At 54.2% G+C, this 23185-nt stretch carries 23 protein-coding genes and 1 pseudogene; 18 read left to right on the top strand and 6 right to left on the bottom strand.

What is annotated here, in order from left to right; genetic code table 11:
* Window positions 1-110 precede the first annotated feature (110 nt).
* A complete protein-coding gene (locus ACA070_RS19695; RefSeq protein WP_497447995.1) occupies window positions 111-2396 on the bottom strand; it encodes an Orn/Lys/Arg family decarboxylase in 2286 nt (761 codons plus the stop codon).
* Window positions 2393-3802 (bottom strand): putrescine-ornithine antiporter, encoded by a 1410-nt coding sequence (gene potE / locus ACA070_RS19690; RefSeq protein ID WP_497447994.1) that lies wholly within the window; start codon window positions 3800-3802, stop codon window positions 2393-2395. The genes ACA070_RS19695 and potE overlap by 4 nt, the downstream gene beginning before the upstream one ends.
* Before the next feature lie 419 nt (window positions 3803-4221).
* Between potE and ACA070_RS19685 the strand changes: the two genes are divergently transcribed.
* The 10 genes and pseudogenes from ACA070_RS19685 (at window position 4222) to ACA070_RS19640 (ending at window position 13489) form a co-directional block, all read left to right on the top strand.
* The gene (locus ACA070_RS19685; RefSeq protein ID WP_497447993.1) at window positions 4222-5355 is read left to right on the top strand and encodes an aminotransferase class V-fold PLP-dependent enzyme; all 1134 of its coding nucleotides are present in this window, start codon (window positions 4222-4224) and stop codon (window positions 5353-5355) included.
* 79 nt (window positions 5356-5434) lie between these two features.
* Complete coding sequence (locus tag ACA070_RS19680) at window positions 5435-5989, top strand: YdeI/OmpD-associated family protein (protein WP_497447992.1); 555 nt, start codon at window positions 5435-5437, stop codon at window positions 5987-5989.
* 112 nt (window positions 5990-6101) lie between these two features.
* A pseudogene (locus tag ACA070_RS19675) lies at window positions 6102-6540 on the top strand (nitrilase-related carbon-nitrogen hydrolase); the annotation flags it as partial.
* A gap of 543 nt (window positions 6541-7083) precedes the next feature.
* On the top strand, window positions 7084-7704 hold the full coding sequence (locus tag ACA070_RS19670; protein WP_497447991.1) for a hypothetical protein: 621 nt from the start codon (window positions 7084-7086) through the stop codon (window positions 7702-7704).
* A gap of 10 nt (window positions 7705-7714) precedes the next feature.
* Window positions 7715-8215: a PAAR domain-containing protein gene (locus ACA070_RS19665; protein ID WP_497447990.1), complete on the top strand. Its 501-nt coding sequence runs from the start codon at window positions 7715-7717 to the stop codon at window positions 8213-8215.
* Window positions 8216-8243: 28 nt separating this feature from the next.
* A complete protein-coding gene (locus ACA070_RS19660; protein WP_497447989.1) occupies window positions 8244-8996 on the top strand; it encodes a hypothetical protein in 753 nt (250 codons plus the stop codon).
* Window positions 8997-9419: a DUF4952 domain-containing protein gene (locus ACA070_RS19655; RefSeq protein ID WP_497447988.1), complete on the top strand. Its 423-nt coding sequence runs from the start codon at window positions 8997-8999 to the stop codon at window positions 9417-9419. It abuts the gene before it with no gap.
* 357 nt (window positions 9420-9776) lie between these two features.
* Window positions 9777-10829: an alpha/beta hydrolase family protein gene (locus ACA070_RS19650; RefSeq protein ID WP_497447987.1), complete on the top strand. Its 1053-nt coding sequence runs from the start codon at window positions 9777-9779 to the stop codon at window positions 10827-10829.
* Window positions 10830-11080: 251 nt separating this feature from the next.
* Window positions 11081-11395 carry a hypothetical protein gene (locus ACA070_RS19645; RefSeq protein ID WP_497447986.1) on the top strand — a complete coding sequence of 105 codons (315 nt, stop codon included), beginning with the start codon at window positions 11081-11083 and terminating at the stop codon, window positions 11393-11395.
* Window positions 11396-12052: 657 nt separating this feature from the next.
* Window positions 12053-13489, top strand: coding sequence for an IS1182 family transposase (locus tag ACA070_RS19640; RefSeq protein WP_497447883.1), 1437 nt, complete (start codon window positions 12053-12055; stop codon window positions 13487-13489).
* 221 nt (window positions 13490-13710) lie between these two features.
* Here ACA070_RS19640 and ACA070_RS19635 read toward each other — a convergent pair whose 3' ends face one another.
* Complete coding sequence (locus ACA070_RS19635) at window positions 13711-14628, bottom strand: LysR family transcriptional regulator (protein WP_497447985.1); 918 nt, start codon at window positions 14626-14628, stop codon at window positions 13711-13713.
* A gap of 224 nt (window positions 14629-14852) precedes the next feature.
* On the opposite strand from ACA070_RS19635, the gene ACA070_RS19630 reads away from it, so the two are divergent.
* From ACA070_RS19630 to ACA070_RS19605, 6 genes are all read left to right on the top strand, one after another.
* Entirely contained in the window at window positions 14853-15494 is a 642-nt protein-coding gene (locus ACA070_RS19630) for a hydrolase (protein ID WP_497447984.1), read from the top strand.
* 72 nt (window positions 15495-15566) lie between these two features.
* Window positions 15567-15881, top strand: coding sequence for a putative quinol monooxygenase (locus tag ACA070_RS19625; protein WP_497447983.1), 315 nt, complete (start codon window positions 15567-15569; stop codon window positions 15879-15881).
* Window positions 15882-16062: 181 nt separating this feature from the next.
* The gene (locus tag ACA070_RS19620; RefSeq protein WP_497447982.1) at window positions 16063-16365 is read left to right on the top strand and encodes an ArsR/SmtB family transcription factor; all 303 of its coding nucleotides are present in this window, start codon (window positions 16063-16065) and stop codon (window positions 16363-16365) included.
* Between the two features lie 62 nt (window positions 16366-16427).
* Window positions 16428-17402: a zinc-dependent alcohol dehydrogenase family protein gene (locus ACA070_RS19615; RefSeq protein WP_497447981.1), complete on the top strand. Its 975-nt coding sequence runs from the start codon at window positions 16428-16430 to the stop codon at window positions 17400-17402.
* Between the two features lie 43 nt (window positions 17403-17445).
* Entirely contained in the window at window positions 17446-17739 is a 294-nt protein-coding gene (locus ACA070_RS19610) for an antibiotic biosynthesis monooxygenase family protein (protein WP_497447980.1), read from the top strand.
* A 424-nt stretch (window positions 17740-18163) separates the two neighbouring features.
* The gene (locus ACA070_RS19605; RefSeq protein ID WP_497447979.1) at window positions 18164-18535 is read left to right on the top strand and encodes a hypothetical protein; all 372 of its coding nucleotides are present in this window, start codon (window positions 18164-18166) and stop codon (window positions 18533-18535) included.
* A gap of 76 nt (window positions 18536-18611) precedes the next feature.
* On the opposite strand, the gene ACA070_RS19600 is transcribed toward ACA070_RS19605, so the two are convergent.
* Window positions 18612-18788, bottom strand: a complete 177-nt coding sequence (locus ACA070_RS19600) for a hypothetical protein (RefSeq protein ID WP_497447978.1) — start codon at window positions 18786-18788, stop codon at window positions 18612-18614.
* Between the two features lie 488 nt (window positions 18789-19276).
* Window positions 19277-20470, bottom strand: a complete 1194-nt coding sequence (ampC, locus tag ACA070_RS19595) for a class C beta-lactamase (RefSeq protein ID WP_497447977.1) — start codon at window positions 20468-20470, stop codon at window positions 19277-19279.
* Window positions 20471-21239: 769 nt separating this feature from the next.
* Between ampC and ACA070_RS19590 the strand changes: the two genes are divergently transcribed.
* Complete coding sequence (locus tag ACA070_RS19590) at window positions 21240-21551, top strand: hypothetical protein (RefSeq protein ID WP_497447976.1); 312 nt, start codon at window positions 21240-21242, stop codon at window positions 21549-21551.
* 101 nt (window positions 21552-21652) lie between these two features.
* On the opposite strand, the gene ACA070_RS19585 is transcribed toward ACA070_RS19590, so the two are convergent.
* Window positions 21653-22036: a hypothetical protein gene (locus ACA070_RS19585; protein WP_497447975.1), complete on the bottom strand. Its 384-nt coding sequence runs from the start codon at window positions 22034-22036 to the stop codon at window positions 21653-21655.
* 566 nt (window positions 22037-22602) lie between these two features.
* Between ACA070_RS19585 and ACA070_RS19580 the strand changes: the two genes are divergently transcribed.
* Window positions 22603-22962 (top strand): DUF6124 family protein, encoded by a 360-nt coding sequence (locus ACA070_RS19580; RefSeq protein WP_497447974.1) that lies wholly within the window; start codon window positions 22603-22605, stop codon window positions 22960-22962.
* Window positions 22963-23185 lie beyond the last annotated feature (223 nt).

The following is a 23185-nucleotide window of genomic DNA, read 5'->3' as shown; positions in this document are numbered from 1 at the left end:
GACTTGGTCAAGTTCGACTGATGAAAAAACCCGTACAACAGATAACAACGCTAGCCAGGCAGCCGCCCATCTGAGTGATGGACGGCGGAAGGGCCAAGCCAGCCCTTTACTTATTTCAGTACCAGCATCCGGTACACCCCAGCTTCGCTTTCGATCCCATGGGTGTCATGGGTGAAACCGGGGAAGGATCTGTCGAAGCTTTCCAGCGCCTTGAGATAGGCCAGCAACGGCCCGTCCGCCGGTCCCGCGTTCTCGCCCGGCATCAGCAGCGGAATACCCGGTGGATACGGCACGATACCGGTCGCAGCGATGCGTCCGGGCGCTTCTTCCAGAGTAACGAGCTCGATGTCGTTGCGAACCAGTTTTTCGTAGGCCTCAACCGGGCTGAATTCGGCCTGCGGCAGCGTGCCGAATGCCTGGGCCATGTTGGCGGTGGTTTTGTGTTTCTTCATGGCCGCGAAGATTTCGTCGGCCAGGTCTTTGAGTCCCATGCCGGCGTAACGCTCCTGGTTGGCGGCTAGCAGATCCGGTAGGCACAGCTCCAGCTCGACGTTGTCGTCATAGTCGCGCTTGAAGTCGAGCAGTGCGTTGACCAGTGTGCCCCACTTTCCTTTGGTGATACCGATGGAGAACAGGAACAGAATGGTAAAGTCGGTGGTTTTCTCGACGACGATGCCGAGACGCCCCAGGTACGCGGTTAGCACGCAAGCCGGGATACCCGAAGCGAGCAGGTCGCCGTCATCGCCCATGCCGGGGGTGAGCACCGAGACCTTGATTGGGTCCAGCATGCAGTAGCCTTCCTCGATGTCACCAAAACCGTGCCACACCTCATTGGGGTGAAGAACCCAGCAATTGGGCTCGATTTTCAACAGCGCCGGATCCACTTCATGGAATGGCACCGAGGCATTACCGACTTGCACGGTCGGTGGCTGCCAGCAGGTGAAAAACCAGTCGTTCTTGCTTGCCATCTCGTTGTGCATGCGCGAGATGACCTGGCGGAAGGCGATGGCTTCTTCGATGGATTCGCTGGTGAGGATCTGGCCGCTCGGCGCCTCCATCATCGCTGCGCTGACGTCGCAGGAGGCCATGATCGCGTAGTTGGGTGAGGTCGAGGCATGCATCATGAACGACTCGTTGAAGCGTCCGTGATGTATCGGATTGCGGCCATTGCGCACGTGAATCATCGAGGCCTGCGACAGGGCCGCCAGTAACTTGTGGGTCGACTGCGTGGCGAACACCGTTGGCTTGGAATCATCGTGATCGTCCGGGCTGCCATGCATGGCGTGGCGCTCGCGGTACAGCGGGTTGAAACGGGCGTAGCCGTACCAGGCCTCATCGAAATGCAGCCGGTCGACGCTCTGGCCCAGCAGCTCTTCGACACGGGTGACATTGTAGGTCAGGCCGTCGTAGGTAGAGTTGGTGACGATGGCGTGCACAGGCGTCGGGTCGATGCCGGATTTTACCAGTGGGTTGTTGGCGATGGCCGCTTTCACACCTTCGCTGCTCAGTGTTTGCGGCAGGATCGGACCGATGATGCCGTAGCGGTTTCGCGTCGGCACCAGGTAGGTCGGGATGGCCCCGGAAAGGGTCATCGCGTGTTCGGCGGATTTGTGGCAGTTGCGGTCGCACAGGGCAATCTGATTTCGCGTAACGCTGGCCATGAGGATGACGCGGTTAGACATCGAAGAACCGTTGGTCACGTAATAGGTGCGGTGGGCGCCGAAGACCTTGGCGGCATAACGTTCGCCTTGGCCGATGGGGCCGCTGTGGTCGAGCAGCGAGCCGAGTTCGCCGACGGAAATCGACAGGTCGGAGCGCAGCAGGTTTTCACCGAAGAATTCGTAGAACGCGCGCCCTGCGGTGCTCTTCAAAAACGCCGTGCCACCGGCATGCCCTGGGGTGTGCCACGAGTATTCATAGTTGCGGGAGAACTTGACCAGCGCGCCGAACATCGGCGGCAGCGCGGCCTGACGATAGCGCTCGATGGCCGCCAGGATTCGCCCGCTGAGGAAGCGACTGGTGTCTTCAGGCAGCCAGACAAAGTCGTCGGCGTGCTGCATGACCACCAAGGGAATGCTCGAAGCGGTGCTGCGGTCGCTGATCAGGAACACCGGCACCCGTGTGTTGCGCTCGCGCAGGCTGACCAACAGTTTGATGCATTCTTCGTGGCCTTCGCTGTCGTCCATTTCCCAGCTGAGCAGCACGCATTGAACGGCCGGGTCCGAGCGCAGGATTGACGTGGCGTCGCTCAAGGTTTCCGAGGCCAGTACGTGGACCGAGCGTTCCTCCACGTCGTTGATCAGCTGAGTCAGGGCGCGACCGAAGACCGTGCGCTTGTCTGGCGGGCTGCTGACCAGCAGCGTGAGCATATCCAGTGACTGTCTATATTCCGTCATGATTGGACCTCCAGAGCGGCTGATTGCAAGTTGTTGACCGGCACCGGCTGAGCGGTGATGTGCTGAGCGCTGACAGTTTGTGTCGGTACGCTGTTGTTGAGCGCTTCGAGGCGGATCAGGCGGTTATTGACGAAGCCGAAAAGCGTGTAGCCGAGGATGGTTGCCACGCCACCGAGCATCAGCGCTTGCTCGCCGGAACTGTACAGCGCCAGGTAGCTGTAAGCCGCAGCCACCCAAGCAACGATGTTGGTGATCAGCGCCTTGCCTTCGGGCACGTTGGAGACCTTCTGCATGGTCATCAAGGCAGCCATGGAGAGAATGTATGGCACCAGGTTGGTGACCACCGCGAGGTTGACGAGGGTGTCGAACTGTTTGCTGAGGTCAGGGCTGATAGTGAGAAGTGCCAACGCCGTCTGCGCAGCCAGCAATACCAGCATGCCGACAATCGGTGTTCCGGCCTGGTTGGACTTGGCGAAGATGGACAGGAAATAACCCGTATCCGCCGAGCTTTTGTACACCTGGGCAATGGTGAACTGCCAACCCAGCAGCGAACCGATGCAGGCAAGTACCATCGCCGCCATCACGATGTCACCGATCAGCGGTGTGAACATCTTGGCGAAGACCAGACCGAACGGCGCGGTGGAAGCGGCCAGTTCCGGGTTATCAACAATGCCGGCGATGACGTTGGTCGACACGATGTAGATGACAGCCGCGCCGAGGGTGCCACCCAACACCGCAATCGGCACGTTCTTCTCAGGGTTTTCTACGGCATCGGTGTTGGCGCACGCCGACTCCAGACCGAGGAAAGCCCACAAGGTGATAGCCACTGACGCGCCGGCCGCTTCCATCCAACCCATATTGTGCGGGTTCCAGCCAGCGGCGTAGACGCTGCTGTCGAACCAGAACCAGCCAACGGTGGACACCAGCACCACCGGCGCAATCACACCCCAGACCGTGATCGCACCGATCCGGCCGGTAATACGCGCGCCGCCGAAATTGGCAAACGTGGTGACCCACAACAGGGCAATCGTCGCCATACCCACTTGCAACGAATCAAGCTTTATGTGGAACAACTCCTGTATATAGCCGACCGCCGTGATACTGATCGCCACGTTGGCAATCAACAGAGAAAGACCATAGGTGTAGTTCGTGATGTAGTTGCCGGATTTGCCGAAAGTGTATTCGGCATAACCGCCCATGCCCCCGGTCTTGCGACTGAGCATCCCACACCGCGCAAAGGCGTAAGCCAGGGCCAGAGAGCCGGTGGCGGTGATCAGCCAGGAAAGAATGGAAATACCGCCGACTTCAGCGAGCTTGGTCGGCAACAGCACAATGCCTGAGCCCAACATGTTGACGGCTGTCAACATCGTGAGTTGCCCGACCGTCATTTTCTTCGCAACTGACATTCTGGTGCCTCATTCATTGGCGGAGAGAATGTTAGCTATAGCAAAAGTTCGAAATGTCGCAAGAAAGCCCGATCGGTAGGTGGTTGTCAGACTCCAGGCAGCAATGGCTCTAGTTTTACAGTTTCTGTACTTTGCGGGGGATCGCTTTGGTCCAGGTTGTGTGTGCTAAAAAAGGGGACGGATTTATTTTCCCGAAATAAATTTGTCCCCTTTTCGTTCGGAAATAAATCCGCCCCCTTTTCGTTACGTCCCTCCCTCCCAAACTCAGCAGCCACCTGCGAGCATTGCTGCGTCCAGTAATCGCCCTGATGATGCCCGCCGCTCGACAGAAGTCGCCATTCAATCCCGAGCAATCTTGTCATTTGCCAAGGCTTAGGGCAGGGTCGATACCACTGACATCTCTGCCAAAGGAGTCACCCATGTCAAAGCTATATCCCAGTGTCGATCCCGAGGGGTTGGTCGAGTACTCGGTGGTCTACACCGACCGTTCGCTCAACCACATGTCGCAGTCATTTCAAGGCGTGATGAAGAACATTTCCAGAACCCTGAAACAGGTCTACAACGCCCAGGCTGTTGCGGTGGTCCCGGGCAGCGGCACATTTGGCATGGAAGCGGTGGCGCGACAGTTTGCCACCGACCAGCAATGCCTGGTTATACGCAACGGCTGGTTCAGTTATCGCTGGAGCCAGATCCTTGAGATGGGCAACATCCCGGCGGCCACCACGGTGCTGAAAGCCCGACCGGTCGACACGGGTCGCCAGGCTGCCTACGCCCCAGCCCCTCTGGACGAAGTGCTGGCAGCCATTCAGGCGCAGAAGCCGCAGATTGTCTTCGCCCCCCACGTTGAAACCTCATCAGGAATTATCCTGCCCGACGACTACCTGCGGGCCGTCGGCGACGCCGTGCATGCGGTGGGTGGCCTGTTCGTGCTGGACTGCATCGCCTCAGGCACGCTTTGGGTTGATATGCAGAAATGCGCGGTCGACCTGCTGATCAGCGCACCGCAGAAAGGCTGGAGCGCCTCCCCTTGTTGCGCCCTGGTCATGTTCAGTTCTTTGGCCCTCGAGCGCATCGAACAGACGCAAAGCAGCAGCTTCGCCTGCGACCTGAAAAAGTGGCTTCAGATCATGCAGGCCTACGAACAGGGCGGACATGCCTACCATGCGACCATGCCCAGCGATTCCCTCGCGCGATTTAACGAAGTGATGAAAGAGACGCAAGCCTACGGTTTCGACAAGGTCCGCGGCGAACAACAGGCTCTGGGCGATCGGGTGCGCGCAATGTTGACCGGCAAAGGCATCAAAAGCGTGGCCGCAGCCGGCTTTCAGGCCCCTGGCGTAGTGGTGAGCTACACCGATGATGCCGACATCAAAAGCGGTAAGAAATTTGCCAACCACGGCCTGCAGATCGCCGCCGGAGTACCGTTGCAATGCGACGAGCCAGCCGACTTCCAGACCTTCCGTATCGGTCTGTTCGGACTCGAAAAGCTGCACAATATCGAGCGCACGGTCAGCACCCTCGAGCAGGCACTGGACGAGGTGATGGTTAACTAAGCGCTCATCTCGGCGTCATCACTGTCGCATTTAAACGCGATGGTGATGGCGCCAGTCAGGCTTATCAGTTGGAGGCGCAATGACAACAATCGATGTGAAATCCCGATTCGAAGCAAAGCTTCTTCGTCCGGCAAAGCCCGGTAATGATACGTCGTGGGCGTTCGCCGTACTGCCAAGAGACGCGAGTGAACCGCTTCCGAGGCGAGGAAGGACGACAGTTGAAGGCACAATCAATGGGCACCCTTTCCAGGCAACCCTTGAGCCCGATGGTCAACTGAGCCATTGGCTGAAGGTCAGTAGCGAGTTGCTCGACGCCGCAGGTGTGGCCGTTGGGGATGTCGTTTCACTCGAGCTAACCCCTGTGAAGAAGGAACCCGAGCCTGACCTCCCGGCAGATTTTGAGGCAGCACTGGCAGCCAATCCTGAGGCTCGTAAAGTTTGGAATAATACAACGACCCTCGCACGAGTAGACTGGATCCACTGGTTGACTTCAGCCAAGCAACTCAAGACGCGCGAAAAGCGAATTGGTGATGCCTGCGATATGCTTGCAACCGGCAAGAAGCAGGTGTGTTGTTTCGACCAGTCCGGCTATTACAGCAAGGCCTTCCGTGCGCCCGAGGCAGACAATTTTTAAATGGAACATTCCGTTGAATACGCCTGACAACGCGTTCCCTTCGTTACCCGGGACCGGCTAACGAAAAAAGGGACGCCCATTAGCCGGTCTCGAGTCAAGGTTAAAAGCCACCGCGCCGCCGGTGGTCGAAACGGTCCATGGACGGATCGACATGTTGATTTGCTACGATCTGGAGTTTTTCTGAATGGGTGCGACTGCCGGCACTGGCCGGCGCTGACCTTCTTTGCGCGCCGGTCAACTGGCCCGATGGAGCACGGCCACCGACCGAACGTCCGGCGGAATTGGTTCGGGTTCAGGCCAGTGCGTCGGTGAACCGGATGTTCATTGCCGCGTGTGATCGGCATGGGCATGAGCGCGGGTTTGGTTGGGTGCAGGGGGCGGTGATTGTTGATCCGGATGGTTACCCGTTGGCCGGGCCGGCGGAGCAGGGGGGTGAGCAGATTTTGTTGGCGACACTTAACCTTGCTGAGGCGCGGAATAAGCGGATTAGTGCGCGTAATGATTTGCACCGGGATCGGCGGCAGGGGTTGTATGGATGCGTTGAGGAGTGAAGCGGTGGGCTGATTCTTTTTTGGTTGCCAGGTGGCGTGGTACGGAAGGGGTGGCTTCTACTTTTTTGTGTGAGCCATGAGAAGACAAATCTGGTGTCCGCTCGGAGGGGGCAGGCGCTACCTAACTCTACCGGATAGTTTTTGGCAGATTGCTGTCGATTACGAAGGGCGACAATCGGCAAAAAGCGGCCCGTCAGGACGGTCTGTTTTAGAACCATAGTTGCCTATTGCGATGGTTTTTTGAAAGACGTCCCTACTCGCCCGCCCACGCAGTGGGCAAGTGAAATCAGGGGGCTGCTGCCGCATCGGTGGTAACCGGATTAGTTACACAAAACGGAATGCCCAGACGCTTACCATCGACAAACTTATCCTTACCTGACAATCTGACGAGTATCAGCATGAGTGGGCTTGAGCTAAGCAGGCTGAGGGGCATGTCCCACAGGCATATCAGAAATGCTTTTATATTGAGCTCAATAGACTGAGTCAATTGCAGGTTTTTCCTCTCGTTTTTTTGGTGCCTTGTTATTATTTTCTGGAGCATGGATGCATCAGTCCTCTACCTTTAAATCTTCAATCCGTCTCTATGGCTTGACCAGAAAAAACAGAGATGGTCAGTACCAAGAGGTGAGCTGTACAACGACATCCAATGGCATCTCTGTAGTTCGGGTTTTTGTCTCGCGACTTGACGCAGAGCTCGCAGCACAAAATTCTAATCTTGAAGCTCACCCCCTCTCCAATTTTTTTTGCCCTGGCCTTTTGGCGGAGCAGCAAGGCGGTTTAAACCTTCATATTTGCCTTGGTTTTGCCGCAAAAAGCCGTCGGCTTTTAGTTCAAAACAAACAGCTCGTGCCCATGGGGTGGTTTACCCGCATCGATGTGCGTGGTTGGGGCGAGGGGTACTATTTAAATTGGGGTGATGAACTTCCGCGTAAATTGGGAGGGATCTATAACCTATTACAACTTGCCGACTACAACTCATTCCTCAACCTCCTGGATATTACTCGCCCAAAGGAGATGCATTGGCACACGAGTGAAGCCATAGGTGTAATGTCAACCCATGAAGACGAAACAAGCAGTTGGGATCAAGTAGCATTATTCGACCCAGTCGATTGCCGTTGGTGCTTTGGAAGCACGGCCGGCTCTTATCAAAACCACGTCAATTAAGGAGCTTCATATGAGTGGTAAACCTGCAGCGCGGGTGTCTGACCCTACAGCTTGCCCACTACCGGGTCATGGCACGAACCCTATTACCAGCGGTTCGCCAGACGTATTTTTTGATGGCTTGAGCGCAGCCAGACAAACAGACCCCACAGCCTGTGGAAGCCAGATCGCGAACAACGTCATTACCAGCGTACTGATCAACGGCTTGCCGGCGGTTGTTGTTGGAAGTCTTGGTAATCATGGCAACGCAGTAACGGGCGGATCTGGAACCGTCATCATTGGCAACAGCGGTGGTGGTGCGACATTTACGCCGATTGTCCCGATTTCAATTGGATTCGATGAGCAATTCACCTTGCTCGATACAGAAGGTGAACCTGTGGCCGATTTTGCCTACAAGGTAACCACCGCTTCGGGAAAAGTTTTCAGAGGCTTGACGAACGAATTAGGAAAAACTCAGCGCATACCAACCTCGATCATTGAAGAACTGCATCTGGAACCGGATGACCTCGCTTGACGCCAAACTTCTAAATGGACACTGAAGAATGCCAGTACTCACGAATAATCGAACAAGCTCAAATAATCAGCAAGGAAGCAGCCACCAAGTCACTGTCGTTACTAAATACTCGAGGCGACCTGATGATAACGGCTGGTTGAGAATTCGGCTTGAACCAAGTGGCGACGATGCCTATCTCTGTGAATTCACAAAAGTAACTCTGCTTAGAGAAAAAGGCGGCCGCACTTACTTCAAAGTGGCTGACGGCAATAGCTCGCATGTGGGAGAAGAGGCCAGCATGGGCACCCAAAACGCTGAGAAATATCTGTCAAGTGTTGCTCCAAAAGCGCCTGCTGTCGTGAAGGTCAAATACAGTGGAAGTCCTGTGTCGGTGCGTTCCGAAATCAGAGGCGATACGAACAAACAACAATGGGCCATCGCAAGTTTCGATGGTAAAACTGCCAGAGTGACACTAAATAGTGTTTGGGGAGGCCAATATACACCGCTCCCGCCAGGCACTCATCGGATCATGGCTCCCGATCAGTCTCATGCCAATATTTCTACAGCTGGTTACAAGGCCGCCCACCCTGGAAAAGTTCGCTGTAATGACGTCTGGTTCCCTATTGAAGTCGAAGGCACAACCGGCAACAGCAGTCGGTACGTCCACATCGGCCATTTATCTGAAGGCTGCGTTACCTTTTACGAGCTACTGAAGTGGAATGATATTTACGACTACTTGATTGATAAGCGTATGAAAGAAGGTAAAGGAAAGTATATTGGCATCTTGGTCGTGGAGAAGTGAATGAAAAGGCTAATCCTTGGGCTTTTCTTCGTAGTGTTGCCTGTCTTGGCCGGCTGCGCGAAGGCGGAACCGCGCTGCGAGGATTTCCTCGCGAAACTCAGCGATAAGCCTGAGTTTGTAGAGCTTCTAGAATGCATTCAAGACAAAGACACACAGGGAAAACCTTTCGTTGCTCGTTATCGCGTAAAAGGCACAGATGCACTCGAAGCTGAACAGTACATGAGTGAAAGCTTCGGCCTACCAAAACTTCAGCACATCTGTTGCGGCTGGGATTCAACACCTTATTTTTATCGTGATAAAAATACACACCTAGGGTACATGCTGGGTATGGGGTCCGAGGAAACGCCCGTAGATAAACGGGATTCGTGGTCAGAGATAAAGTTCTTCTACATCAATGTCTCCTTCTTTACTGAAGATCCTTGAGTCCGATTTAGAAAAAAGGGGACGTAGAACACCAAAAAACGGGACGGATTTATTTTTCCGGAGATAAATTGCCCCCTTTTCGCTTGTATGGATGCGATCAGGGAGTAAGCGGTAACCCAAACCTGTTTTTGCCTGTTGCATCGACCGGTTGAATCCACAGCCAAAATCGGCCGTTCAGCCTTCTCATTAAAGACCGCGAATAGCGCTAACGATGAAAGTTATGCGCGGCGGTTCGAATATGGACTTTAATGTCCGTGCGTACATGCAGCCACATTAGCTTCGACTCCCTACGAAGAAGGATGCGCCTGACGGCGCGTTCAGTTGCCATGCACTTGTCTAATCAAGGAAGAAACGACATTGAAAATAGCTTTCTGCGCGCTGTTGTTGAGCTGGCTGACGACCATCGCACTCGCTGACGAGAACCCTGTCGGCTTCCAATCGTCCACACTGCCTGACTCGCAGAATGACCGCTCACTGGAGATGGTCGTCTGGTACCCAAGCGCAACTACCGCAGCCACGCAAATGATTGGCGATGATGTGGTGTTCGTCGGGGCGTCTGCCGTTCGTGACGCGCCGCCCGCTGCTGGCAAACATCCATTGTTGGTGCTCTCCCACGGGTACAGGGGTAACTGGAGCAACCAGATCTGGCTTGCCAGTGCTCTGGCTCAAAGGGGTTATATCGTCGCCGCAATCAATCACCTTGGCACCACCACTCATGACCGTAGCCCTCAAGCTGCGGCGCAGTTATGGCAGCGACCCGTTGATGTGCGCCGAGCCATTGATAGCGTCACGACTCAACCCGAAAAATTCGGCTTGGTCGCCAATGGCCGAATTGCCGTGGTAGGCCATTCACTCGGCGGCTGGACCGCCCTGGAAATCGGCGGTGCTCGCTTCGATCCAGACCGCTTCGCCCAAGACTGCAAAGCGCACCCGCAGTTATCAAGTTGCACCGTCTATGCAAAGATAAACCCCGCAAGCACCTCGGAATCAAAGGCCGCGTTGACCGCCGACTTGCGCGATAAACGCGTGACTGCCGTGGTTACATTAGACTTGGGCCTTTCACGGGGCATGACCGATGAAAGCCTGGCCGCGCTTACTGTACCGACGCTGGTGATCGCTGCCGGTGTGCCGTCGCGCGAGCTTCCTGCTGAATTGGAGTCTGCCAACCTGGCCAAACGCCTGCCTCCGGCGACAAGCCGTTACGTCGAAATCAGCGACGCAAGCCATTTCAGCTTCTTGTCGGTGTGCAAACCTGGCGCAGAAGTACTGCTTGAAGAAGACGTACCAGGAGATGGCATCATTTGCCGGGATGGCGACAGCGCCCGCCCGCGTGGGGTGATTCAGCAGCAGGTTGCGTCGCTGATAGCGGAGTTTATTCAGTCGTCTAGCTACAAAGAAGGTCGTTTGTAGAATCGTGGTGGGAGAAGTGCGGCAGCTCAACAAAAAAACTGCTGGAGCAGTTTCAGTGCCCGCGCAATTTGGCAGAACGGTTGGCCAGGGGGAGCGCTCTGGGGTGGAAGCGGTGGGTTGCGAACAGATGCTTTCGGCCAGAAGGAGTCACTGGACACCTCTGCTGTCAGTCGCTAGCCTCAGCCGTCACTGACATTCAGGTGTCTCAAAAACTCTTCACATACAGCCAAAAGTCAGGAGCTAGCACACCTATGGCCTACGAAATTCATATTGTCAGACCGATGGAAATAGCTCTTGAAGAATGGCAATCACTTTGCGCAAGTGATCCATCAATGAAGCTAGTAAACGAGTTTGCTCGAAGAAATCCCGTCACCGGTGAAACCATTGTTTCCAGCGGGAAAAATTCAGCAACTTGGACGTCTCCACTAACACAGCAACAGTATCTCTTTGATTATCGCAGGGGGATGATTTCCTTCGTCTACAGCGATGCGGCAATCATAAAGGCCAAGGAAATTGCGAAAGCACTCGCAGCCAGTGTTGAAGGCGATGAAGGTGAGGCATATTGAAAATAGCTTGATGACGGATGCTCTCTAGCTTCCGATCAGCGGATTTCACCTGCTACCTGCTGACAGGCCGCTATGGGTCCAGGCTGTGTGAAAACGTCAGCATCGATAGGGACGGGGCGACTCTACGTGAAGTCCGTAGATATTCGGAATCATCTTCACTACTCTGGAAGTCAGTTCTTACGACATTGGTTAAAGGATTTCTAGAGTTCATCGGTATCATTACTCTCGCCCCTCTCAAATCAGGTCATGCCATGAACCATAACCCTATGGAATCCTGCCCCCGCTGTGGATCAGTCCAACACGTCAGACCAAAGGGAATTTTGATAGGGGCAGCAAGCCCAAAAAAACGCTTCAATGGGGAAGAAAAAGCAGGCTATCAACGCTTGGATCAGCTAGCAGTTGATGAATGCAAGACTGCCCTTCTGAAAGCAGCGCCACTGGAGCAGCTGGTTGATGGGTTTTATTGCGATCATTGCGGGGTGGGTTTTGTAACAAGCGAGATTGTACAAGGTGTCGACCGATCATCGCTCTAGAGACGATGACGGGGGTTGTTTAGATCGAAACGGCTTTTCATGACAGCCAGCAGTCGACCAGACCCGGTGAAAACTCCCGCAATTGTCTAATCTTCTGATCGTCGAGATCGTAGCGGGGGCGATCATGAAGCGATTTATTGAAGGTGAGGCTCGGACGCAAGTCACCTTGCTGCCGGAGTGTCTGGACGATTACGTAGCCGAAGAAAATCCAGTGCGCGTGGTCGATGTTTTCGTCGATGAACTCGACCTGGGTCCACTTGGGTTTGAAGGTGTTCATCCTGCTGCAACGGGTCGTCCGGCCTATCACCCAGCGGTGTTGCTGAAGATCTATATCTACGGCTATCTCAATCGGATTCAATCCAGCCGCCGACTTGAGCGAGAGGCCGAGCGCAACGTCGAGTTGATGTGGCTAACGGGGCGTTTGGCTCCGGACTTCAAAACCATTGCCGACTTTCGCAAAGACAACGGCAAAGCCATTCGCAGCGTATGCCGCCAGTTCGTAGTTCTTTGTCGCAACCTCAATCTCTTCTCCCAATCGATCATCGCCATCGACGGCAGCAAATTCAAAGCCGTCAATAATCGCGACCGCAACTTCACTCAGGGCAAGGTGAAGGCACGCATGCAGCAGATCGAGCAGAGCATTGATCGATATCTGGCGGCGATGGATTCGGCGGATCGGGCAACGCCCGAAGTGGCCGAGGCAAAAGCAGAGCGGCTTAAAGAAAAGATAGAAACACTGAAAAAGCAGATGCAGAAACTCAAGGACATCGAGGCGCAGCTCCACGAAAGTCCAGACCAGCAAATCTCTCTTACCGATCCAGATGCACGCTCAATGGCCACGAGCGGCCGAGGCACCGGAACGGTTGGCTACAACGTACAAACAGCTGTCGACGACAAACACCATCTGATCATTGCCCATGAGGTGACCAACGTCGGTAATGATCGTGGGCAACTGAGCAATATGGCGAACCAAGCGCGTGAAGAAATGGAGGCTGAATCGCTAACGGTGGTTGCCGACCGAGGCTATTACAAAGGTCTGGAAATCCTTGCTTGCGAGCAAGCCGGCATCACTACTTTCGTACCGAAACCCCTCACATCTGGCAGCAAAGCCGAAGGCAGATTCGGCAAACAGGATTTCATCTATCTTATTGCGTCGGACGAGTATCGATGCCCTGCGGGGCAGTTACTCACCAGGCGGCATTCGTCGATGGAAGACGGCATGTTATTGCATTGTTACTACTTCTCGGGCTGCCAGTCCTGCTCAATGCAAAAGCAATGTACGACGGGTAAGGAGCGCCGTGTGAAGCGCTGGGAACATGAGTCAGTAATCGACGCGATGCAGGTTCGGCTAGAACATGATCCAGCGATGATGAGGGTTCGTCGACAGACCGTTGAACATCCTTTTGGAACGCTCAAGTACTGGATGGGAAGTACCCACTTCCTGACCAAAACCCTGCCGAGGGTGAGCACTGAGATGAGCCTTCATGTACTCGCCTACAACCTCAAACGAATGATGAGCATCTTCGGCATCGCAGGACTGCTTGAGGCGATCAGGGCGTGAATCCAGCCGTTTGGCTCGCCAGTTAGTAGCCGTTTGGGCCGCTGACGCGGCCCAAACGGCATTACGAACTTCTATGTCACTGACTAAGCTAATTCGCGCTTCCGCCAGCTGATTCCATAGGCAACCCTCGCGACTCTCACTTTTCGAGGTATTTAGCGCGTTTTCACACAGCCTGGGTCGGTTGCTGCCCTTCACGAAAGGCAGTAATCGGCCAGAAGCAGTCATGGAGCAGACTCGGAGGGTAAGGTAGAGGTGGGCCCCGCAAAGTGTGGAGACTTTCCGAAATACTCGATCAGGAGTTCGGTAAGAACACGGATCTTTCGCGCGGGATGCTGACCAGGAGGACGGACTAAATATGCTCCAGCGGGAGGCGGTGGATAACTCGTCATAATTGGCACCAGTGCCCCCGAGGCAAGGCTGTCATGGGTGAGGCTGTCAGGCAAGTAAGCGACCCCCAGCCCTGCTACGGCGGCGGCAACTAGCGCGACGCCGTTGTCGGCCTTGAATCGCCCCTGAGGGCGAACCGAAATAACCTTGCCGCCATCCATAAACTGCCAGGCTTCCGTGCTCTGCATCAGGGCTTGATGGGAGGACATTTCCTCCGGCCGTTGTGGTGAGCCATAGGCCTTTATATAGCCAGGACTCGCGACCAGTTGGACTACGATCGGGCCCACACGTCTGCCGATAAGGTTGGAGTCAGGAAGGTATCCAACCCGTATGCCACAGTCGTATCCCTCGGCAATGAGATCTACAAAGCGATCGCTATAGCAGGTCTGGATATTCAGCTGTGGGTGTCGCCGCGCCATCTCTGCCACCACCGGGGCGAAATGCGTCGGTCCGAAAGACAGCGGTGCGGCAACGCGCAGGCGACCACGCAGGGGGCCCGCGGGCAGAATCGCTTCCCGCGCTAACTCAATCTCGGCACACACCTTGGCGGCGTGTTCGCGGAATGTAGCACCGGCTTCTGTCAGCGCCGCGCCACGGGTGGACCGTGTCAGCAGCTGTACTCCAAGCTCCGTTTCCAGGCGCGCCAGCCTGCGGCTGACGATCGACTTGGATACTCCAAGCCGAAGCGCAGCAGGCGAAACGCCACCGGCATCGGCAACCTCTACAAATGTCCGTAGCTCTTCGATATCCAATTCGGCGTTCCCCTTATCGCGACACAGCTAGTCGAGCAATGCTACTACCGGTGCGCTTGAGGGAACAGCAATATGCTGCTCACAGGCAACGACGCCGCTGACGCAAGGCTTGTTAACGGCCCGCCCCTTACTCGCAGCAGTGTCAGGTTCGTGATTGTCGCCTGAGCGCGTGCGATATCCAGCCCAATTGCACGCGTGGATCACATCCATAAAGAGGACCACTTATGACAAGCGAAACGATCCGCAACCCCCACACCGACCAACTCCTGACGCCCGATAACTCGGCTTTTATCATCATCGACTACCAGCCGGTCCAGGTGTCCTCGATCCGCTCGATGTCGCGCGAGGAACTGGTGTTCAACATCACAAACGTCGCCAAGGCGGCGGTTAACTTCAATCTCCCCATCATCCACTCGACCGTCAACGTCGGCACCGGTCGCAACAAGCCGCCTATTCAGCAACTGCAAGACGTGCTTGGCCACTTGCCTACCTACGACCGCACCTCGATCAATAGCTGGGAGGACAGCGAATTCAAGCAGGCAGTCAAAGCGCTGGGCCGCCGCAAGCTGATCATGACCGCGCTCTGGACCGAGGCCTGCCTAACGTTCCCTGCCTTGGACGCGATCCGGGAAGGCTACGAAGTATACGTACCGGTCGATGCGGTCGGCGGCACATCAGTTGCCGCGCACGAGGCAGCGCTGCGCCGCATGGAGCAGGCTGGCGTGAAACTCATTAGCCGTGTGCAAATGTACTGCGAGCTTCAGCGCGACTGGGCACGCGAGACAACTGTCCCTGGGTTCATGGGTGTCTTCGACAACTTCGACGGCTTCAATCCCGAAAAAGTCAATGACCAAGCCGAAAAGTAACTGTCCAGCTATCGTCTGATCATGTCGGCGGTAGCCAGTACTTCCGCCGCAACTCTGAAGGAAAAGATAAGAATGAGTGAATTATTTGTCGTTGTCGGACTTAAAGCCAAGCCAGATAAGGAAGACCAGTTGCGCCGTGATCTTTCAGTTCTTGTGGAGCCCTCGCGAAATGAAGATGGCAATATCAGTTATGAACTTTTTGAAGATCAGAATGAGCCCGGACTGTTTGTCTTTGTCGAGGAGTGGTCGTCAACTGAGGCACGCAAAAAACATCATGAGTACAGTCCACATATTCAGAATTTTCATGCGGGTGGTGTGAGCAACGTCGATACAACCAAGTTCGCGCATATACTCAAGCGTGTAGCGTCGACAGGAACGAGCAGCTAGAAATTGTCATGTTTTGAAGCTGCGTGGGCTCACGCGAAGGGCTATAAATGACACGAGGTGGACAAGCTATCGCACAAGCGGCTTGTCTAAACCGAATTGAATTGCGACTCCCTGCGGCGGGCCACCTTCAAGGCGCCAATTCACGTATTGACATATCGGTAAATCTCGATATTATCCACTCATGGACCTACTCGAAATATTCAAAGCACTCTCAAATCCTGTGCGCCTTCAAATCTTGAAAGGTCTGAAGGATCCCGCAAAGAACTTCCCTCCTCAGGATGAAGGTGACGTTCTCACGGTGGGCGTCTGCGTCAGTAGTATTCAAGAAGGCATCGGACTGTCGCAGTCAACGGTGTCTGGCTACCTTGCGACTCTGCATCGAGTGGGCCTGGTTGAAGTCAGGCGCATCGGTCAGTGGACCTACTACAAGCGCAATGAAGCAACCATCAGTGCGCTGGCGGAGATCATAGGGAAAGATCTCTAAATTTTTTACCACATGATATCGATATTTCTCGATATCCCATTTTGTCGATACGAGGATTTATAATGAAAGCGATGATACTTAAATCATTTGGCGGCCCGGAATCGTTCGAGCTCCGCGACGTGCCCAAGCCAGTACCGGCCACGGGACAAGTCCTGGTCCGGGTACACGCTACCTCCATCAATCCTTTGGATTATCAGGTCCGACGCGGCGACTACTCCGACCTGGTGCCACTTCCGGCGATCACCGGTCACGACGTATCTGGCGTTGTCGAGGAAGTCGGCCCGGGTGTGACGGCTTTCGCTCCCGGCGACGAAGTCTGGTACACCCCGCAAATATTTGACGGCCCGGGAAGTTATGCCGAGTACCACGTTGCAGCCCAAAGCATTGTCGGGAAGAAGCCTGCCGCGCTGAGCCATCTGGAGGCCGCAAGCCTGAGCCTCGTCGGCGGAACGGCGTGGGAAGCACTGACCGTGCGAGCGGCGCTCAAAGTGGGCGAAAGCATTCTGATACACGGCGGCGCGGGAGGCGTAGGTCATGTAGCAATCCAGTTGGCAAAAGCCATTGGAGCGCGGGTCTTCACGACCGTGCGCGAAGCAAACGTTGAGTTCGCACGAAGCATGGGTGCCGATGTGATCATCGACTACGAAAAGGAGGATTACGTCGACGCCATCAATCGGGAAACAGATGGCCGCGGAGTCGATGTGGTGTTCGACACCGTCGGCGGCAACACGTTGTCGCGCAGCCCCGACGTGCTCGCCCAACTAGGCCGGGTGGTCTCGATCGTGGACATTGCCCAGCCACAGAACCTCGTTCAGGCCTGGGGCAAGAACGCGAGTTATCACTTCGTTTTCACCCGACAAAACCGCGGCAAGCTGGATGAGTTGCGCACGTTGGTAGAGCGCGGTCAGCTGCGCCCGCACGTTGGCGCCGTCTATTCACTGGCCGACCTTGCGCTCGCCCATGCGCGGCTGGAAAGCCCCAACAACGGTCTTCGGGGAAAAATCGCGATTGCTGTCGAGCCGTCGCTCATCCCGTAAGTGCGGACTTTTTAACTATTCAAGTCATTGTCGAGGAACAACCATGATTTACGAAATCGCTCAGCTCCCGGTTCACAACGAACGCATTGAAATGTTCAAACGTGCATTTGCCGAGGTCGCTCCGTTGCTCACGCGCGCAAAAGGTTACGGCGGCCACATGCTGGCCCAAGGGATCGAAACCCCGGAGCAATTCAACCTGATCGTGCGCTGGGCTTCACTTGAGGATCACACGCCGGGCTTCGAAGAGAGTGAAGACCATCGGATGTTCATGCTGGGCCTGGAGGAATATTTCTCGGAAGAACCGAAGGTCTACCATATTGAAGGGGCCGCTTTTTAAGTGGGTCGATTTTCAGTAAAAGCGTTCTGTGTGAGATGAAAAATTTATTCGAGGGCGAGTTCTTGGTTGGTTCGCCACATTTTTTGTTTTTTGAATGACCGCTTCTGGCCGAGGCTGTGTAAAAACGTTTTTGAGCGCGACAGGTGCTCAAAACCGGACTGAAAATCGCGCTTCTACGCGAAATCCACATCTGCTGACGTGCCGATAAATTTCAGATTTAACGTAGACGCGCACACTTCAATTTTGGCGCAGCTTTTTTACACACTCTGGGCCGGTAGCTGCCTGTGGCGAAGGGCAGCTACCGACCCATAGCACCCTAATGCGATTGGCAGCCTGCTGGTTGCTACGCGGCGATGAGCCGAAAGTTGACCGTTGTGTTCTGCGGCATCAACAATCGTAACTTCATACTGAATGCGTGAGACTTATGCATTACGACGAACAAGCCTGTCTGACCGAAATTTACCTCGAAGATAGCTACGTGCTCGCGATCGAAGAGGGAGAGTCAACCTTGGTATTTGCAATGGATTTGGTGCTTCTTGAGTCGCACCCGTTTTATAAAAAACCAAGCGCAGGTGAACGCTACTGCTATCGAAGGGCCGAAATTCTGTTCCGTGAAACGGAGTGCGTGAGCTGGCAGAAGAGAAGCGATCTTGTTTCAGTAGATGCAGACGGCGAGGTTGATTTGGGGAACATAGACACGTTCGTGGCGGACGGCCGCAACTACTTGCTTTCCGGAGATTGGGGGACTGTATCGGTGACGTGCGACGCGCTCATGGTGAAATTCCACCATGATTGATGCTTAAGGCTGCTGTCACCAAGGTGAATGAGTGCTTGCGACCCTTAGTCGTCAACCAGTTGCGGACTGACGAGCACTAGTGCTTCGATGCCTGAATGGCTTCTTCGCGCAAAGGTCCCGTAATTCGTCGACCGTTGTAATCATCGACAAAGTAATTGATTCGGTTAGCCAGGTGCTGAATGGACAGCCATCCCAAGCCATGGTAGTCACGCAGTTCCTCGTCGTTGAGCTTGATCAGGCATTCGTAACTCACAAAAGACGCTTCACACTCGACGAGAACATATATTGAGCCATCCTCTGCTTTTAGAAGGTGCCAGTAGCTGTCCGTTGTGTGGTATGCCGCAGGTGCGAGCCGAACCAAATCCATGTTTGATTTCCATGCTTTACTTTTCGATTTCTGACCATAACACGGCTGCGAGCGCACGATTTTCGAATGTCTGCTTCTGGCCCAGAGTGTGTAAAAACGCTTCGTCAAAATTGAAGTTTGCGAGTCTATGCGAAATCTGAAAATTATCGGCTGCTCAGCCGATCTGGATTTTGCGTAGAAACGCGATTTTCAGTCCAACACTGGGCTCCAATCGCGCTGAAAAACGTTTTTACACAGCCTAGGCCGATTGCTGCCTGTCATGAAGGGCTGCAATCGCCCCATTGCGGTTAGTCGCTGAATCGGGTGGACAAAAAATACATTGCCCACCAATCCCATCCAGGCCACCTCGCTAAGGCGCATAGAGTTTCAAGCGCTCACTGACGTGCACTCGATCCAATCCGAGTATCCAGGGCCGTCAATACTTCATGGGCGGCTTTCACCTTCGCAGGGAGGGGATAGTTCTTGTTCGCCAGCGTCACGATGCCCATGCCCTTGGCTGGAACAAAGGCCACGTAAGCGCCGAAACCGTCCGTCATGCCTGGCTTGTTAATGAGCACGTTACCCTGCGGTGGCAGCGGAGGGTTGAGCCGGGTAATTTCATGGGCCTCAAGGATCATTGGGTACGAGTTGCCCGCGAGCAAGCGGTCGAGCTCTATTGGATATGGGTAAAACTCCCATCCCAAGCCTTGCGTCATATCTGCGACCCTGTAGTAGCCTGTATGCGTTGCAGTGATCGCACGTTGCAGTGGCTCATCCAGATCCACCTCCTGCATGTTTGCCTCGACGAAATGAATCATGTCCGCCGAGCTGGATGTCACGCCATAACCCTCGGCATACAGAACACCTGGGACCATCCTGGACGGTACGCCCTCTTTGCTATAGCCGTACGCGTAATGACTCATCTGCGCTTGAGGGACCCTGACGTAACTTTGCTTCAGGCCGAGCATCGGAAACAGCCTCTTTTCCAGTAGATCTTCGAAAGGCTCCCCCATGCTCTCGGCGGTCAGAAAGCCGAGCAGACCGATGCTCGGGTTCGAGTAGAGCCTCATTGTTCCGGCGGCATAGTTCGGTTGCCAGTTTTTGAAATAACCGATCATTGTTTCGCGACTGTCCACATCGCCCGGAAACCGCAGCGGCAGACCGCCGGCCGTGTAGGTTCCAAGATCGAGCAGGCTGATGTTGTCGAGACTGCTGCCACGCAGCGAAGGCAGGTATTGGCTTGCGGGATCAGACAGGGAAAGCTTTCCGATTTCCTGCACGTAGGATGCGAGGGTCGCCGTGAAGATTTTACTAATCGAGCCGATCTCGAAAATTGTCTCCTCGGTGACCTTCGGCCTACCTTCCTCCATGGAGATAACGCCGTAGTTAAAGTAATACTGCTTCCCATGGAGTGTTACGGCCACCGCCATGCCAGGAATGCCATACTCTTGCATAACCGGTCGGATAGCCGCGTCCACGACAGCCCTGAGCCTGTTTTCTACATCATCTCCAGCGACGCAGCTGCCTGCGCTGAGGAAAAATGCGATAACGGAAAAGCCACCCAGCCTGGCCAGAGTCTTTCCGTACATGATTGAAAGATCCTCCATGACTATTGAACACAGTGGAAATTACTTGATCTTCATGATCGACAAAAAACTCTACCAAATATTCTTTTTTGGTGAAGATAAACATACGGAGGCATTAATTACGTCCGCATCAGCGCTCGCATCCAATATATTCATAAAAATATTAGAATCCATTGCCAGCCTCGTCAGCCTACCAACAACGGCTTTGCCTGGAACGATTAATACTTATTTGGGTCGCACTACCATAATGTCTACCGATAAATCAATATCACACGAATATATTCAAATCTTATTTGCTCGTTGGGTTGATATTAGTCCACCAATATCGATACATTAGAATCAATGGAACTATTTGCTATAGTTAATGGCCGTAAGCCAATAAATAGGCGCAAATTTCACGCTGTGCAGGGCCCGAGGCGGTCTATGGATGCCCTGAATTTGCCATAAACCTTCTCATCCTCAGCAGAGCTAACGTCGATCGCACTGGTAGCTTTCCGTAGCCGACGCCTCCCGCTCATAGGGCTATACAAATCGCACGACTGACTGATTTCGGCCGAGGCTGTGTGAAAACGTTTTTGAGCGCCGGCAGTATCTTAAATCGGGCATTATCCGATTGAGTGATGGTTGCATGGTTCTTCCCTGAGTATTGTCGAGAGACCGCTTCTTGCCGATTTCTGCCCGTCGCGATGGGCAGTAATCGACCCTAAGCGGTCATCTCCGCGTTCCAGTATTATTATGCCGATGCTCGGACTGTTTATAGGTAGGTTGATCCATGGCCAGAAGCGTTAGGCTTCAAAAAAAACTTCATACACGGCATCTGATGGAGACAGCTGAGGAGGTGATACTTGATGATAGCCTTGTTGGAAAGCTATGGGCGCTCAAGCAAGGTGACAGATTTGAGTTGAATTCAGCCTCCTTCAGATCTGTAGCTGTTCAAAAGTACCGCTTGGAATACGTGATAACGAGAGGCCCTGTTCCTGGGCATTGGCTGTACAAAAAATTTGACCCAGAGGAACTTGAATTATTTTTTATGGCAAAAGACTTTGACGGCATTTGCCATGGCTGGCTTCTGTTTGACGAGTGACAATCTCAGTTTTAGCTCTCTGAGAGACAGCTTTGGGTCGATTGCCTGTCGCGAAGGGCCGCAATCGACTGTGGATCCAACCGGTCGATGCAACAGAAATGCTACCCGCCACTCCTAAAATCGTGATCGTGGCTCTTTCTGGCCTTGATATGCGAAAAGACCTGGTCTGGGTCTGCCTGGCACCAATATCTGAACAGAAGGCTAGGTACGGTATTTCCGAAATATTGACCTACGATGCTTTCGGGGGGCACGGTTAGTTTAGGTTCTGGCCATTGCTGCGCTAAAATGCCTATTGGTTTGTCAGATGAACAAATAATCCAAGTAGCCTTGCCTCCATTTATATCAGGTAGGTAGCGCATACCTTGTATCACTTCGATTAAGGCACGCAGCGTTGCTGATGGATCGAGTTTGATCGATGTCGCATGGCTTTCCAGATCATCTCCCGCATGAACGCTATCTCGATCAATGGCAACTTCCAAAATCACTGCTCCTTTTAGCGCTGTGCTGTCACTAGATCGACCAGCGTAGAGACATCAGCGGCTACGTGTCTACAGTCTGCTTTTGGCCGATAGCAGGCTGATTCAAGAGACCATGCGGCTGACACAGTTGCGATTCTCATTCTCGTAATCACGTCAGTGGCGTCCTGTATTTTTCGAAGCTTTCAGCCGCTGTAGGAAGTGCGTTTCAGCGTTTTCAACAACCCTTGAGGACGCATGTTTAAACCCCCCTCAAGGTTACGTCCTGAAAGCTACAAAACCTTGCGCCGTTGCCTACGACTGCACCAGAATCCGCCGGCTTGTGCGCTTTGGGGTCGCTCGGTAACTTGATTCGTGTCACTGCCCTTCAGTGATCGGGTTTAGCAGCCCGTCGTGACGAAGCGTATCTGCATCCAGACAGTCGGGTCATTTCATGCCTGCACTTTATGGTAGCTGTGCGCAGGGCGCCCTCGGGCGCGCCGGATTTCGTCTCCGCCGGTCTGCTAACCTGCACACAGCTGCCACCCTACGTTTAGCAGCGTTCGGTGACGGCTCCATATGTTGGAGACAGAAATATGTTTAAGGCCACACCGAATCCACCAGACACTGATCCAGTTTCCCCATACGAACCCGATTCAAAAAAACTCAACGACGCCGCCGAACGCGCCCTCGATTTCCACTTCCCATCAAACGCCGATATCAAAGCCACCCCGCGTACATCCAGCAAGCTGTTTTCCGTGGACCCAGAAGCCACGGCCGAAACCCTGGCGGTTTTTTTGGTCGAGACGCTAGCGTCGGTGGATGTGATGGTCCATCAGTTGGTGGATCATTTGGAGGGAGAGTCGCGTTATGCCTTGTTAGGCATTTCGAACAGCATCATGGTGGCGGAGGTTGCGGCGAATCGGGTGTTGGATAAGGTTGAGCCGTCTAAGTAGTTGCTGTTATGTGGCGAGGAGGTTTGCTATTCACTGGATAGTGGAGCGGGCCTATCAGATGGGCCTGCTGCGCAGGCCAGCGGGAGCAAGCTCCCTCGCCACAGGTTATTTATCGTTTGGTCTATCTGTTTTCATACAAACGGGGCGCTTTGCGCCTAATTCTGATTAGTAAGCAATTTCTGCGGTGACGCAATTTTGTAGCAGCTGGCGGAGCCTGCGTTCG

The organism is Pseudomonas sp. LBUM1678 (genome assembly GCF_059695575.1).
Note: the sequence above shows the minus strand (reverse complement) of the source record. Positions and strands in the feature narration are given on the sequence as shown.